The organism is Bacillus sp. FSL E2-8868 (genome assembly GCF_038005505.1).
Lineage (GTDB): Bacteria > Bacillota > Bacilli > Bacillales > Bacillaceae_G > Bacillus_A > Bacillus_A mycoides.
The window spans coordinates 83,735-97,971 of sequence record NZ_JBBOTI010000001.1; the positions used below are offsets into that span (position 1 = coordinate 83,735).

At 35.4% G+C, this 14,237-nt stretch carries 15 protein-coding genes; 8 read left to right on the forward strand and 7 right to left on the reverse strand.

Annotated features, from left to right (window positions below; translation table 11 throughout):
- The first annotated feature begins 16 nt into the window (after positions 1-16).
- Positions 17-496, forward strand: coding sequence for an antimutator 8-oxo-(dGTP/GTP)ase (gene mutTA / locus NSS74_RS00500; protein WP_002015736.1), 480 nt, complete (start codon positions 17-19; stop codon positions 494-496).
- Positions 497-692: 196 nt separating this feature from the next.
- Here the strand turns inward: mutTA and NSS74_RS00505 are convergent, their stop codons facing one another.
- Entirely contained in the window at positions 693-1,367 is a 675-nt protein-coding gene (locus tag NSS74_RS00505; RefSeq protein ID WP_340813090.1) for an HAD family hydrolase, read from the reverse strand.
- Between the two features lie 93 nt (positions 1,368-1,460).
- Here NSS74_RS00505 and NSS74_RS00510 point away from each other — a divergent pair, with 93 nt between their 5' ends.
- Positions 1,461-2,564 (forward strand): recombinase family protein, encoded by a 1,104-nt coding sequence (locus NSS74_RS00510; RefSeq protein ID WP_340813091.1) that lies wholly within the window; start codon positions 1,461-1,463, stop codon positions 2,562-2,564.
- Between the two features lie 241 nt (positions 2,565-2,805).
- Positions 2,806-3,033 (forward strand): hypothetical protein, encoded by a 228-nt coding sequence (locus NSS74_RS00515; protein ID WP_044443906.1) that lies wholly within the window; start codon positions 2,806-2,808, stop codon positions 3,031-3,033.
- Between the two features lie 34 nt (positions 3,034-3,067).
- Here the strand turns inward: NSS74_RS00515 and NSS74_RS00520 are convergent, their stop codons facing one another.
- Genes NSS74_RS00520 through NSS74_RS00530 form a run of 3 tightly spaced genes read right to left on the reverse strand, consistent with a single transcriptional unit; the run spans position 3,068 to position 5,650 of the window.
- A complete protein-coding gene (locus NSS74_RS00520) occupies positions 3,068-3,874 on the reverse strand; it encodes an ABC transporter permease (protein WP_340813092.1) in 807 nt (268 codons plus the stop codon).
- Positions 3,867-4,631 (reverse strand): ABC transporter ATP-binding protein, encoded by a 765-nt coding sequence (locus tag NSS74_RS00525; RefSeq protein WP_016102906.1) that lies wholly within the window; start codon positions 4,629-4,631, stop codon positions 3,867-3,869. The genes NSS74_RS00520 and NSS74_RS00525 overlap by 8 nt, the downstream gene beginning before the upstream one ends.
- Before the next feature lie 11 nt (positions 4,632-4,642).
- Positions 4,643-5,650: an ABC transporter substrate-binding protein gene (locus NSS74_RS00530; protein ID WP_002089139.1), complete on the reverse strand. Its 1,008-nt coding sequence runs from the start codon at positions 5,648-5,650 to the stop codon at positions 4,643-4,645.
- A gap of 120 nt (positions 5,651-5,770) precedes the next feature.
- On the opposite strand from NSS74_RS00530, the gene NSS74_RS00535 reads away from it, so the two are divergent.
- The 3 genes from NSS74_RS00535 (at position 5,771) to NSS74_RS00545 (ending at position 7,120) form a co-directional block, all read left to right on the forward strand.
- Complete coding sequence (locus tag NSS74_RS00535; protein WP_002034469.1) at positions 5,771-6,067, forward strand: DUF3986 family protein; 297 nt, start codon at positions 5,771-5,773, stop codon at positions 6,065-6,067.
- A gap of 11 nt (positions 6,068-6,078) precedes the next feature.
- The gene (locus NSS74_RS00540) at positions 6,079-6,309 is read left to right on the forward strand and encodes a hypothetical protein (protein ID WP_002034470.1); all 231 of its coding nucleotides are present in this window, start codon (positions 6,079-6,081) and stop codon (positions 6,307-6,309) included.
- Between the two features lie 193 nt (positions 6,310-6,502).
- The gene (locus NSS74_RS00545; protein WP_061688349.1) at positions 6,503-7,120 is read left to right on the forward strand and encodes a YwbE family protein; all 618 of its coding nucleotides are present in this window, start codon (positions 6,503-6,505) and stop codon (positions 7,118-7,120) included.
- A gap of 40 nt (positions 7,121-7,160) precedes the next feature.
- Here the strand turns inward: NSS74_RS00545 and NSS74_RS00550 are convergent, their stop codons facing one another.
- Positions 7,161-8,414, reverse strand: a complete 1,254-nt coding sequence (locus NSS74_RS00550; RefSeq protein ID WP_061688348.1) for a glycosyltransferase family 39 protein — start codon at positions 8,412-8,414, stop codon at positions 7,161-7,163.
- Positions 8,415-8,705: 291 nt separating this feature from the next.
- Here NSS74_RS00550 and NSS74_RS00555 point away from each other — a divergent pair, with 291 nt between their 5' ends.
- Both NSS74_RS00555 and NSS74_RS00560 read left to right on the forward strand, forming a co-directional pair.
- Entirely contained in the window at positions 8,706-10,772 is a 2,067-nt protein-coding gene (locus NSS74_RS00555) for an LTA synthase family protein (RefSeq protein WP_340813093.1), read from the forward strand.
- Between the two features lie 188 nt (positions 10,773-10,960).
- Entirely contained in the window at positions 10,961-11,209 is a 249-nt protein-coding gene (locus NSS74_RS00560; RefSeq protein WP_265324636.1) for a hypothetical protein, read from the forward strand.
- Positions 11,210-11,258: 49 nt separating this feature from the next.
- Here NSS74_RS00560 and NSS74_RS00565 read toward each other — a convergent pair whose 3' ends face one another.
- Positions 11,259-12,068, reverse strand: coding sequence for an alpha/beta fold hydrolase (locus NSS74_RS00565; RefSeq protein WP_002034438.1), 810 nt, complete (start codon positions 12,066-12,068; stop codon positions 11,259-11,261).
- 21 nt (positions 12,069-12,089) lie between these two features.
- Positions 12,090-14,117, reverse strand: coding sequence for a catalase (locus tag NSS74_RS00570; protein ID WP_061688347.1), 2,028 nt, complete (start codon positions 14,115-14,117; stop codon positions 12,090-12,092).
- Positions 14,118-14,237 lie beyond the last annotated feature (120 nt).

Sequence of the window (14,237 nt, forward strand, 5' to 3'; positions counted from 1 at the left end):
ATAGGGGAGTAATGGCATGTACAAATTTAAAGATTATTACCACAACACTGTACAATTATCGTTTGAACGTTACCCATTTTCTCCTGAGCCAAAGCATGTTTGGGTTGTATGCCGGTACGGGGATCAATGGTTATTAACGCATCATTTACGCCGTGGTCTTGAATTTCCAGGTGGTAAAGTAGAACTCGGGGAAACACCGGAAGAAGCGGCAGTTCGAGAAGTTCATGAGGAAACCGGCGGCATAGTTTCTGATTTAACTTACTTAGGGCAATACAAAGTATCCGGAAAAGACAAAATAATCATTAAAAACATTTATTTTGCAACAATTAGTGCGGTAGAGCAACATACGCATTACGAAGAAACGAAAGGGTCTGTTTTATTAAAAGACATTCCTGATAATATTAAAACTGATAGAAAATTTAGCTTTATTATGCGCGATGATGTATTAGCGCGTACGATGAAACATATAGAAGAAATCGGCTGTTTTACGAAGTAAAGTGGCCGGTTTCTTTTTTTGATTAAATACCCAAAAAAGGTGTGAATATATCTTTACTTTTAGGGAGGCATTTGGGAATGAAAGTATCCACTTACTATTGTCACTTTTTGTCGGTAAATCGATATATTTCAAAAATCGCTGATATATTTGGAGTTGCGGTCGATATATTCGAAAAATCGCTGATATAATTTATTTACTATTGTATTGTTTTTACCTCCACCTCTAAAAATGAAAGAACCTCCAACAAATCATCCACCACACGTGAATGTTCAAAGTCACCCCAAAATGAATCTCTCTTCCAAACGCCAAGAATCCCTACTTGTTCAGAACCAAGCACATCATTTTCTGGATGGTCTCCAACGTAAAGGCATTCTTCTGCTTTTACGTTTAGCTTTTGCAAAGCTCGTTCGAAAATCTCAGGATGTGGTTTTTTAATTCCTTCTGCTTCTGAAATGAAAATTGTGTTTGTATACGTATGTATGTTTAGTGCTCGGAGGTTGTTCATTTGAAAATCAGTAAAGCCGTTTGTAATAATACCAATTTTAATGTTTCGCTGTTTTAATTGTTGAAGTAGTTCATGCATGTTTTGGAAAGGAATACAATGATGTTGGAAGTTTGTAATGTAGTCGTGCAGCAGTTGCTCTTGCGTTAAAGTGGTAATGTTGTATTCGCAAAGGAGAGTGGAATATACTTTATCTTTCCACGTGTAACCATTATTGTCGAGTTCGAGAAAACGAGAGCAATACTCGAATTTTTCTATGTTTATCAAATGAAAGGCGAAGCGATTATATTGATCACGAATAAATTGCTCTAGAGATTGGCGACGATCTAATAGTGTTCCATCTAAGTCAAATAAGACTGCTCGAATCATGGGAAACCTCCATACAGCTTTTATAATTAATTATCGCATATTCGTTAAAAAATGATTATGATATTTTTGTAGAATGGAATAATGGAGGTGCGTATGAAGAAACTGTATGGCAAGTTAATGTGTTTTATGATTTCAACGGGCTTAGTAGCTGGATGTGATATGTCGGAGCAAACTTCGAAAAGAGAGAAAAAAGATGTGTGCGAAACGACAGAAGAATGCACACAAATAGGTGATAAAACACTTCAAAAAGTATATAAAAAGATAGATGGACTTTCAGAACTTGAAGTACTAGAGGATTATGATTTAGAAGGACATTCAAGTAACGATATGAAAGAAGCAGAAATGAAAAAAAAGGATGATGAAAATTATTTCTTTTTAGCTTCTTATTATATCGATGGTGATGAAATTGTAGATCCTTATTTCGATAAACTAGATCGCAAACGATTGAATAAGGCTTTTGCGGAGGATAAGGACGCGAAAGAAGAAGTATTAAAGCAACGTCAAGATAGGGATTATCATGAATCGTTATGGGAGATGTATAGCACGCTTATTCCTGCTAAGTATCGCACTGACATAAAAGAGTTTGATATGGTAACAGATGGATACGATGGAATTGTGGCTCATGTTATGCCGAGTATGGAGTATCCGAAAGAGTGGACCATTAGTTTAGATACGCTTGATTCTGCAGTAAATATCGATCAGGTGATGAAAACATTAATACATGAGACGGCTCACGTATTAACGCTGGGACATAAACAAATACCAGTAAATGAAAAGTACTTAAAGGCTTTTGAAGAAGATAAAGATATTTCATCATACCAAAATAAATGTAAATCTCTTTTCTTACAAGAAGGATGTGCGAAGGAGAGCTCTTATATAAATCAATTTTATAATTCTTTCTGGAAACCAATTGACCAGGAGTGGACAGAAAAGAAAGTGGAAGAAAGCGAAGAAGCTCAAATTGAATTTTTTAAGGAAAAGCATGGTGAGTTTGTTTCACTGTATGGGACGACAAATGTGGCAGAGGATATTGCGGATACATTTACAGCGTTTATTTTACAAGATTCAAAAAAGGTGAAAGAAGGAACAGAATTAAAATATAAAAAAATTGTCTTCTTCTATCAATTCCCCGAGCTTGTAAAAATGAGAGCGGAAGTGTTAGCGGGATTATATGATGTTTCGAAAACGATAGAATAACCAAGTGGACACTAATGCGAATTATGTGTTCGATATATTTTAGCCAAGGGAAAACGTGAAGAATTATAGTTCTTTGCGTTTCTTCATGTTGATAAAATTGAAAATTCTGTCTTTTTTTAAAAAAGAAGAAGGAACTGAATCATTAAAATAGAATTAGTATAAAAACGTCACAAATTAGACACAATTATAATGCGGATAGTATAGGGGCTATAAGTTTACTCTCGAGGAGGTAATGAAACGTATGAAAACGATTCTTGCTGTTGCTGGTCTCATTTGGGTAATGTCTCACGGTTTTCCGATTTTTGAAGGGGAGCAAATTCGTAGTGCATTAAATAAAGAGTTTAATGATTATCATATTATTGATCGAAAAGATAATGTCGTTACGGTGCGTGTGAAAGATTGTTTCCATACAGTTACGGTTGCTAATGGGGATATTACAGACGATTCGAAAATGTGTGATAAAAGGTAAGAGAAAGAAGCTGACTCTAGCATATCGCTCTAAGTCAGCTTTTTTTTCGTTTTCCAATAAGGAGTTTTTCAAATGCCTCGACAAATACATACATAAGAGTTGCGAGGACGCAAGTAAGCAATACACTGAGCAAGACGAGTGTGAAGTTAAAGACTTGGAATCCATAGCTAATTAAATAGCCAAGTCCTTGTTTAGAAACGAGGAGTTCCCCGAAAATAACACCGACCCATGATAAGCCAACATTTACTTTTAACGTTGAAATAATTGCAGGGAAAGATGAAGGGAGAATAACGTGCTTATAGCATTGCCATTTATTTGCGCCAAATGTGTCCATGACCTTAATATAGTTGGAATTGACTTCTTGAAATGCGCTGTAAATAACGAGAATGGTAATGATGATGGAGATGATTACCCCCATTGCGATAGAGGATGAAATATTTGGACCGAAAATAACAATGATGATTGGACCGAGTGCAACTTTTGGCATTGCATTTAGGACGACGAGATAAGGATCAAGTACGCGGGCCAAAAGTGGCATCCACCAAAGGAGAGTAGCAATAATAGCTCCGAGTACGGTTCCGAGAATGAAGCCTACTCCTGTTTCAAGTAATGTCGTCCATATGTGGACCCAAAGTGAACCGTCAATCCATTTCGTTAAAAAGAGATCCCAAATACTTGAAGGAGAGCTAAAGAGTAAAGGATCAATCCATTCTTTTTTACTAGCTATTTCCCATATTGCAAAGAAAAGAACAAGAAGTACAAGTTGTAAAGAGCGAGCTAACCATGCATGTTGTCTTTCTTTTTTTCGAAACTGTTCATGTAGTTGTTTTATATTATCCAAGTCGTTCCAGCTCCTTCCATATTTCTTGGAAGAGGGATGGGAAGTCATGGTGGTGGCGTGCTTCTAACGGCGATAAGGAACGGATACTTTCTGGGACGATGAACGTTTTTGCGATTTTTCCAGGGTTCGCCTGCAGTAAATAAATACGATCACTCATCGCAATTGCTTCTTCAATATCATGTGTCACAAGTAAGGATGTTTTCTTATAGTTACGTAGTAATGTGAAGACGAGATCTTCTAGTTTTAATTTTGTTTGATAATCAAGAGCGGAAAATGGTTCATCTAACAATAAAATTTTTGGGTCGGTCGCTAATGTTCGAACGAGTGCAGCACGTTGGCGCATACCACCGGATAGTTCACGAGGGTATTGCTGTTCTATATCATATAGGCCGACTTGTTTTAAAAGCTTTAATGTATGTTCTTTCGTATTTTCATCATAAACCTTCCGAATATGAAGTCCGAGCATAATATTTTCTTCAATTGTTTTCCAAGGAAACAAGTAATCTTGCTGGAGCATATAGCCCATAGAGGGGGTCTTAGTTGTAATCGGTTCACCATCTAAAAATACGATACCTTCAATTGGATCGAGTAGCCCTGCGATGATGGAGAGGAGCGTTGTTTTTCCGCAACCACTTGGACCAAGGATTGAAATAAATTCGCCTTCGTCTACTTGCAAACTCATATCTTCAAGAATAAGTTTGGCATTTTCTTTTGCAAAAAAGCAGTGAGAAACGTTACGTATTTGTAAAAAGCTCATACACTTCGCCTCTATTTCTTAATAACGCTTTCGGCAATTTTTGTATTGACGAGCGCTTCATGTGGAACTTCTTTTTGTAATTCACCAGATTCTTTCATAATCGTTTGGAGTTGTTTCCATTCTGCATCATCTAATAATGGATTTGTCGCATATGAATGTTGTTTTTTGTAGCGTTCAATTACTTTTACTGAAATGTCTTTTGAAGTGTCTTTAAATAGTGGTGAAACGGCATCGGCAATCTCTTCTGGACTATGTGTATCAACCCATTGCTGCGCTTTATATAGTGCGCGCGTGAATTTTTCTGCAGCAGCTTTATCTTTCTTTAAGAAACTTTCTTTTGCCATAAACGTTGTATAAGGGACAGTACCAGATTCAGCTCCGAAAGACGCGACGATATAACCTTTTCCTTCTTTTTCAAGTATACTTGCAGTCGGTTCAAAGAGCTGTACAAATTCTCCTGTACCAGATGCAAAGGCATTTGCAATGTTAGCAAACTCGATATTTTGAATTAAGTTCGTATCTTTGCGAGGGTCAATGCCATTTTTCTTTAAAACGTATTCACCAACCATTTGCGGCATGCCGCCTTTACGCTGTCCTAAAAACGTAACGCCTTTTACGTCGTTCCAATTAAAAGAGTCTAATTTTTTACGGGAAACTAAAAATGTGCCATCTGTTTGTGTAAGCTGCGCAAAATTAATGACAGGATCTTTTGCTCCTTGTTGATGAACATAAATAGACGTTTCTGAACCAACGAGAGCAATATCAATTCCGCCAGATAAAAGGGTGGTCATCGTTTTATCTCCGCCAGCTGTTGTTTGTAAGTCAATATTTAAGCCTTCATCTTTAAAAAATCCTTTTTCAATTCCAACATATAATGGTGCGTAGAAAAGAGAGTGTGTAACTTCGCCAACGCGAATTTTTTGAGCTTGTTCTTTCGTACTTTCCTTTGTACTACTACAAGCAGCGAATGTGAAAACAGCTAATAACATGATGCAAAAAACGGTTATTAATTTTTTCACTATATGACACCTCCTAGAAGTCAATCTACAAGCATAATATGTAGGTAAGTGCCCATATGTGAGTATAGATAGCAGGAATTTTTCGGGTAATAAAGAAGTACAAATATAAGGGGTGATAAAATGGATTACGAATACGATGATAGCGTACATTTACATCTTGATTATTTCGGAACTGAATGTGATATGGAATCGATTGCTTATAAGAGGAAGCATGAAGACGTGTGGGATGTGTATTTTAATTTTGGAGTATACGGTCTTCAGAAAGAGGAGATAGAGACAGGTCGGTTTATGGACGAATATGCTGGTTATTACGTTTTTTCTGTACATGCTCGTGATTTGAGCTGGGAGTTTGGAAGTGCTCAGTTTGAGGAATGGGTTTTGAAGAACCATATAGTAGAAAGAACGCTTCAAAAATAGGGAGGAATTTTGTGTTTGAATTTCTCATCTTATTGCTTATTTGTGTAATTGGAATTTACATCATGCAAGTGCTCACTTACCGATTCGCAAAGAAAAATATTCATAAATATAAGGAAATGAAATGGATTCATATGTGGCTAGACATGACTATGAAAAAGGGTCCGAGATTAGATTTGTTTGATTTTGTACTTATAGTAATCGTAAGTATCATATGGAAAATATGGATGCTTCCTCTTGTATAGTAAACATGCTAATCATCGTATCCTAATAAATAACGAAAAGAACCTGTCATATGACAGGTTCTTTTCTATTTGTAGCATGTAGTGTTACATGGAAAATCCAATGTATACGACAAATTACGACAAAGGGGTTTATACATATTTGTTATTCTATTAAAGGTCATTATTTGTAATGTATATATAGGAGGATTTTTTAATGTTAAAGAAATTATTATTATTTTTGCTTATGAGCTTATGTGTAGTGGTTTTAACAGCTTGTAAAGATGAAGAGGAAAAGCTGAAAGCATCGGAAGAACAGAAAATAGATGAGAAGAAAGTTGAAGAAGATAAGAAGGTAGAAGAGGAAAGCAAACAAGAAGAGCAGCAAAAGGAAGAGGAAGAAAAACGTAAGCAAGAAGAGCAGCAAAGAGTAGAAGAAGAAAAACGTAAGGAAGAAGAGCAGCAAAGAGTAGAGCAAGAAAAACGTAAGCAAGAAGAGCAACAAAGAGTAGAGCAAGAAAAACGTAAGCGAGAAGAGCAACAAAGAGTAGAGCAAGAAAAACGTAAGCAAGAACAGCAGAAGGCTCAGCAACAGCAGTCTGCACAACAAGAGAGAACACAAAAACAAGAAAAAACAACACAAGCAACAGGTGGGAAGCCGACAAGATCACAAATTTCGGTTGGTTCCCATGTAGTTATTCAATTAGATAATGATTATAGTAAAACAGTGAGTGGTGTTGTGAAAGATATTTTAACAAATACAGAAACACATACGTACGGAATTAAAGTTCGATTACAAGATGGACAAATTGGCCGTGTTCAAAGTGTTCGATAATAAAAAAGAGATCGTCCATCTTTGGACGATCTCTTTTTTATTATGCTTGGTTAGTGCGGAAAAATGGAAGCTTCTGCACAGCGTAAACTAACCCATATGCAAGAATTAAGCACATAAGAGGGTTAATGAAAAATCCGTAGCGGTTAATTGCTAAGAATAAGTTTGAGAAGATGATGTAAATAACAGAACTTGCTACTAGCATCATAACGCGCTTATGCTTAAATGAATTTAGCATGAAGCAGAAACTACTCAAGAATGTGCCTATGACGAAGATTTTATGACACATTTGCATAAATTTATGAATATGGTATTGGTCTACAGCAGGGGCTGTTTTGAATAACTCAATTGTTTTACCAACAGTGAACCAAGAGAACCAATATGTAAAGTCCGTCATAAATCCATTTTTGATTAAATCTTTTGCGTATGCATTTTTATCCTCTAAGCCCTGGGCTTTCATTTGGTTAACTACATTTTCATAGCCAATTTTGTTAAATGGATCTGCACCGGCAATTAATGGGTCCGCACCTTGGGTTGAGAATAAGATAAATTGATTGAACGCTAAATAGTTACGAACAACCCAGGCGCCGATAATAAAGAACGGGCCAATGATCCATAATAATCCAATTCGAATGGATTCTTTAAATCCATATGTGAACAAGACGACAAGAACAGGAATGAGCATCATTGGAGCTGGATTTGGACGGAACATAAGTAAAATGGAAACGACAATTCCGAACCATATATGGAATTTTGCTTTGTTGTATTTCCATGCGAGAACAAATACATATACACTTAACGTTAATAAGAATATTGAAGGAACTTCGGTTAATAACGTACGGAAGTATGTATAGTTACTTGGATAAATAGCATATAAAATACTTGCGACAATTCCATAAATATTCTTTTCAAATAACTCTTTTCCTATTAAGAATACTAATAACACTGTGCCGAGGTTCAGTATCATATTAATAACAGTTGCCACGTAATAGTAAGGAAGTGATGTAACATCAGAAATAATCATAGCGCCAGCTAATAATAGTGGCTGACCTGGTGTGATGTATGCATTTTTTCCAGGAACTTCACTAGGCTCCATATAAACATATCCGAAGACACCGTGTTTTAGTAACTGTTCAGCTGTTAACGAATAGTTGAACGCATCATATGCACCATATGTTACTTTGACTACCTCTCCATTTAATCCTGGCTGTTTTACTAGACAAAAAACATGCAACAGAAAAGAAAGCGCCAAAATTACATATAACGCTTTAGGTAAATTTTTAAACTTATTTAACAAAAATGAGCAGCTCCTTTTTTATTAATTCTTTCTTATTTTCATGATAAAACCATATTAGTATTAAGGTTTTCCAAAACATAGTTATTATATCATAAAGTGGAATGAAGGAATTTAGTTTTTTAAGAATGGATAGTTTGTATTCCAAAATTAAACTGTTGATTAAGGGAGAATTAAGAAACTACAGTTATAGTAGAATCCAGTGTGAAGACGAAATGCATGAAGTATGTTATCTTAATAGAAACTGTTTTTACGGTGCGGGGTGAAATTAATAAACAGAAAAGAGGGAATGAATTGAGGTGTAATTTTTCATTTCATCAGCCAAGAAGAAATATATTAATTTCAGCGATGTTAAGTGGCCTAGTAACCCTATATGTAATACCCACACTTTTCTTGATTTTAAAATATTTTAGTTTAGATACGATGAAAGATATGTTAAATCAAAAAATTGTCTTAAGTATAATGACAATTTTGATGTGGATTGTACTATTGTATGTTGCGCATTTGAATAAAGATATTGTTAATAAATTCAAACGGATTATTAGGATTTATATTAGAATGTTTTTAGTAGCGCATGTGGTTACTTTGCTTTTTATTTTCACGCAAAATAATATGAATCTCGTAAATACACTGAATTGGGTTTACAATTATAACGCACAGTTTATATTTAGTTTAATTGTAATTTATGCGATATATGTTTTGGTGTATAACGTGCTTGGGAAAGTTTTTTTGAGTACTATTTTGACAAGCATTTTGCTAATCATTTTGGTTATTGTAAATCACTTCAAAATTGTTTTTAGGGGAGACCCACTATATCCTTCTGATTTTACACAGATTGGACATATGCAATCTGTTATACCAATGGTGATGGATTATTTTAGTTGGGGTTATATTCTTCTCGTTATTGTAAGTGTTGTTGTCTGTATTTTGGCGGGTATGTATGTGAGGAAGTATATTCAAAATGTAAAAGTTCATGCAGGCGTACGAGTTCTATTTATAATAGGATCCGTTTTTATTTTATATGTGTATGGTAATTTTACGGATACGTTTATGAATAAATGGTTTCAAAAGTCAGGTATAGAGTTCATTTTGTGGAATCAAAATGAAAATTATGCTTCAAATGGTTTTGTGCTAGGATTTATAAGTAATTTAGATACGACAGTCATTGAAAAGCCGAAAGATTATTCAAAAGAAAATATGCTTCAAATAGCAAACGATATAAAGAAACAATATAGTAGCAATATAGGGGCGCAGAAGCAAAAAGAGAAACCGAATATTATTTTTGTAATGAGTGAATCGTTTTGGGATCCAACGAAGTTAACGAACCTGTCCTTTAGTGAAGATCCTTTACCTAATTTGCATCATTATATAGAAAGTTTTCCTGGTGGACAAACTATTTCTCCTGCATTTGGAGGAAATACTGCGAACGTTGAATTTGAGGTATTAACGAGTTATTCAATGAGTTTGTTAAAACCAGGATCTATACCGTATCAGCAAGTTGTTACAAATAAGAAAGAAATTCCATCAATTCCTCGAGCTTTGAAAAAAGAAGGGTATTATACAAGTGCAATTCATTCGTTCGGTCGCTCATTCTTTAAACGGGATGATGTATATAAAGTGTTAGGGTTTGATAAGTTTAATGCACAAGATACGATGGAAAATGTAGAAGTTGATGGAGATTATATTAGCGATTTATCTATGAGTAAAGAGATAATAGCTGAATTAGAGAAGCAAAAGAAACCTACGTTTGTTCATGCAGTTACGATGCAAAATCATTTTCCATTTACAGAAGGAAGATTTGGTGAAAATCAAATAGAGATTAGTGGATTAGAAAATGAAGAGTCGAAGGCTGAATTAGAGACTTATACAGAAGGGTTAAGACGTTCAGATGAAGCTCTTCAATATTTAATAGAGGAGCTAGATAATTTAGATAGACCTACATTATTAGTATTCTTTGGGGACCATCTCCCATCACTAGGAACAAATAAATCTCTTTATAAAGAGACTGGTTATATAACAAATGAAAAAACGCCAAGTGAACGATTAGCGATGGCGCAAACGCCGTTATTAATGTATGCAAATTTTGATATGCCAAATGACAATTTAGGTTTAGTAAGTCCAATCTATTTTTCAAATCTTGTCTTTGATTATGCTGGATTAAATAAGGTACCGTTCTATCAATTTTTATCGAAGTTATATGGAGAAATTCCCGTACTTCGTGATGAATTGAAGATAGGAAAAGACGGAGAAGCAATAAAAAGTTTAACAGAAAAACAAAAAGAAATGTTAAAGCAATATGAGTTTATTCAATATGACTTACTCATCGGAAAGCAATATAGTAAGGATATATTATTTAAATAGGCGACAAAAAAGAACTTGTATACGATACAAGTTCTTTTTTCATAGTATTTAACGGGATAATCAGACAAGCTAGGTTTAGGGAGTATTACTTGTACATTTAGTATAAATTAAAATAGAGTCGTTTTAATAATTGATTTGTGAGAAGTGTGTGAATTTTTCATCTAGTATATAATTGGACAATTTGTTTAATTTTAATAGAATCAGTTCCAGATTTATTATTAGTTTTTAGTTTACAATTATTTGTTGTGTGGATTTATAAACAAACAGGATTTCGAGTTGTTAGTATTTATGCGTTTAACGATGAGCGTGTTTATTTTTTACCTATTCTTTGTATGACAATTGTTCCAACTCTTCATTTTTTCCGCATTATCGTTTTATTTTTAATGGAAGAGAAGAATAAGTCATATGTGGAATTTGCTCGTGCAAAAGGTAGTTAAGAAAAAAGAATTTGCCGTAAGGGCAAATTCTTTTTTTACTGTAAAGGAACTATGAATTTAAAAATTTTATCAGTTCCTTATTTAATTCATCCGCTTGATCGATTGGAGAGCCGTGGCCACTATTTGTAAGAGGATATAGTTCAGAGTTTTTAATTCGCTCTTTTGTTAGCTCAGCACTTTTATAAGGGATGAGTTGGTCGTGAACACCGTGGAATATTTTTGTTGGGACGTTAATTTTACTTAAGTCTTTCGTTACGTCTTCGTTTGCAGCAGCTTGCAAAATTTTGATGAGAGCATAAGAAGCGGACTGCATACCGAGATAAGAAAACCATTCTAACGTGGCAGCTCCTAAGTTTCTATTAAAAAATGATAAAGATACATCACTTAGAAACTTAGGTAAATTTACATACATTTGAGCAATCAGAGCATCTGCTTGTTCTTTCGGTACGCCGTAAGGGGATTCTTGGTTTTTCACGAAAGAAGGAGAGACAGCATCCACTAATGCAAGTTTGGAAATACGACGCCCATTATATCGTGACATATACCGAATAGAGAGAGCGCCACCGACTGAGAAGCCGACTAACGTAGCATCTTCTATTTGAAGTGCATCTAATACAATTGCGATATCATCAGCTAAACGATCATAAGTGTAACCAGTCCATGGTTTATCAGACTGTCCGTTTCCTCGTATATCCATGGCGATGCAGCGGAAACCATGTTGTGGTAAGATATTAAATTGATATTGGTACATTTGATGATTTAAAGGCCAGCCATGAACGAAGAAGACAGGTTTACTTCCAGGGCCTGGGTTAATATCCTCAACAAAAATGTGTACATCTTTTTCCACTGTAACGAACATGACGTATCCTCCTCATGTATTTTAATAGGCTCTTTCCCAAAATCGCTGTTTTGTCATTGCCTGAATAAATTCATTCGCAAGTAAGGTAGGATTTTGTTCTGTTATAACGCCAGGTTTTCCTTCGATGTTTAAAGATTGAACAATAGTAGTTCCATTTTGGAAAGCGCCAATTGGCTTAAAGTGATTATACGATTCTACGACGAATGAACTTGCCTTGTTAAGAAAATGATCATTAATATTTCCGCCAATAAGAAGTAGCCCATCATAAAGAAGTGGTGATCCTGTTAAGAAAGTATCATTCACTTCCCACTGTCCATTTTGAGAGCCTTGCACAAAACCTAATCGTTCGGAAATAATCACGGGCTGAAGACCGGCTTGTTTGAATTGATTTATAATATATTGTGCGTTTTGACCGTCATATCCGTTTGCGACAATGACGCCTACTCGTAATGTATTTGAGCTGAATGTTGTATGTTCCATACTTAGTGCTGGTGAGGATTTTGTAACATTTGATTCTTGAACATTTGGCACTGTTGCCCCGACTGCTTCAGCTACTAAAGTAGCTAATTCTGTACTTATATGACCAATCATACCTACGACTTGTTGGCGAACTGATTTACTTTTTACTTTTCCTAATTCAAAGGAAAAGGCCTGCATAATATGGATTTTTTCGACGTGGCTCATACTATTCCAAAATAAACGGGCTTGTGAGAAATGGTCTTTAAAACTAGCGGCTGTTTCTCTTGTTTTATGTCCAGAAACAGTAGAAGGATATGTAACGAAACCGCCTTTCGTACCAGGTACAGTAAAGGGAGAGTTATTAGCTAAAGAGTTATTATGGTAAGCGACTTTTCCTTTATCAATTATATATTTAGACGCACCATCTCTTTGATTGTTATGAAAAGGACATACCGGACGATTAATCGGTAACTCTTGATAGTTTGTACCGACGCGTGCTAATTGTGTATCTGTATAAGAAAATAGTCTACCTTGTAAGAGAGGATCATTTGTAAAATCGATACCGCGGACGATGCTTCCAGGGTGCAGTGCGACTTGTTCTGTTTCCGCAAATACGTTATCAACGTTTCGGTTTAACGTCATTTTTCCGATGATCTTAACAGGGAAGTCTTCTTCCGGCCAAATTTTTGTTGCATCTAATATATCGAAATCGTATTTAAATTCATCCTCTTCTTCTAAAATTTGAACGCCAAGTTCGTACTCAGGGTAGTTTCCGGCATTAATATTTTCCCATAAATCACGGCGATGATAATCTGGATCAGCGCCGCCTAGTTTTTGAGCTTCATCCCAAATTAACGAGTGAACGCCAAGCTTTGGCTTCCAGTGGAATTTTACGAATCGTGACTTTCCGTGCGTATTAACTAAACGAAATGTATGAACGCCGAACCCTTGCATCATTCGAAAACTTCTCGGAATTGTGCGATCCGACATAATCCACATCATCATCGCAGCTGATTCTTGATTATTGGCGATAAAGTCCCAAAAAGTATCGTGTGCTGTTTGTCCTTGGGGAATCTCATTATGTGGCTCTGGTTTAAGAGCATGAATAAGATCCGGAAATTTAATACCATCTTGAATGAAGAAAATCGGAATGTTATTACCCACTAAATCGAAATTTCCTTCCTCTGTATAAAACTTAACAGCGAATCCTCGTACATCTCGGTTCGTTTCATTTGCACCTTTTGATCCAGCAACTTCAGAAAAACGAATAAAAATAGGTGTCTTTTTAGATGGGTCTTGTAAAAAATGAGCCATTGTTAAGTCTTCTAAAGAATCATATAGCTCAAAAACACCATGTGCTCCGTAACCGCGGGCATGAACGACTCTTTCAGGAATTCGTTCACGGTCAAAATGAGCGAGTTTTTCTCGCATCAGGAAATCTTCTAAAAGTGTAGGACCACGATCGCCGGCGGTTAAAGAATTTTCATCATTTGAAATTTTGACACCCGTATTCGTTGTCATCTCTTTTCCTTCATTGTTTTTCGTAAAGGATTGTAACTGTTCTATCTTCTTATTTTCACGACCGTCCATATAAAGCACCTCCCATATTATACGTATTATTGTTCATGGTTTTTATGCTTACATATGGTGTGGGGAAGTATATTATCTATGGATTGATTTTCCTCATTTGTTCAATTTATCTTTGTTTGT

What these genes read in the sequence shown, in the direction of transcription:
- mutTA (WP_002015736.1), top strand. Translation starts at nt 17, where the DNA reads ATGTACAAATTTAAAGATTATTACCACAACACTGTACAATTATCGTTT.
- NSS74_RS00505 (WP_340813090.1), bottom strand. Translation starts at nt 1,367, where the DNA reads ATGATTCGAGCAGTCTTATTTGACTTAGATGGAACACTATTAGATCGT.
- NSS74_RS00510 (WP_340813091.1), top strand. Translation starts at nt 1,461, where the DNA reads ATGAAGAAACTGTATGGCAAGTTAATGTGTTTTATGATTTCAACGGGC.
- NSS74_RS00515 (WP_044443906.1), top strand. Translation starts at nt 2,806, where the DNA reads ATGAAAACGATTCTTGCTGTTGCTGGTCTCATTTGGGTAATGTCTCAC.
- NSS74_RS00525 (WP_016102906.1), bottom strand. Translation starts at nt 4,631, where the DNA reads ATGAGCTTTTTACAAATACGTAACGTTTCTCACTGCTTTTTTGCAAAA.
- NSS74_RS00535 (WP_002034469.1), top strand. Translation starts at nt 5,771, where the DNA reads ATGGATTACGAATACGATGATAGCGTACATTTACATCTTGATTATTTC.
- NSS74_RS00545 (WP_061688349.1), top strand. Translation starts at nt 6,503, where the DNA reads ATGTTAAAGAAATTATTATTATTTTTGCTTATGAGCTTATGTGTAGTG.
- NSS74_RS00565 (WP_002034438.1), bottom strand. Translation starts at nt 12,068, where the DNA reads ATGTTCGTTACAGTGGAAAAAGATGTACACATTTTTGTTGAGGATATT.
- NSS74_RS00570 (WP_061688347.1), bottom strand. Translation starts at nt 14,117, where the DNA reads ATGGACGGTCGTGAAAATAAGAAGATAGAACAGTTACAATCCTTTACG.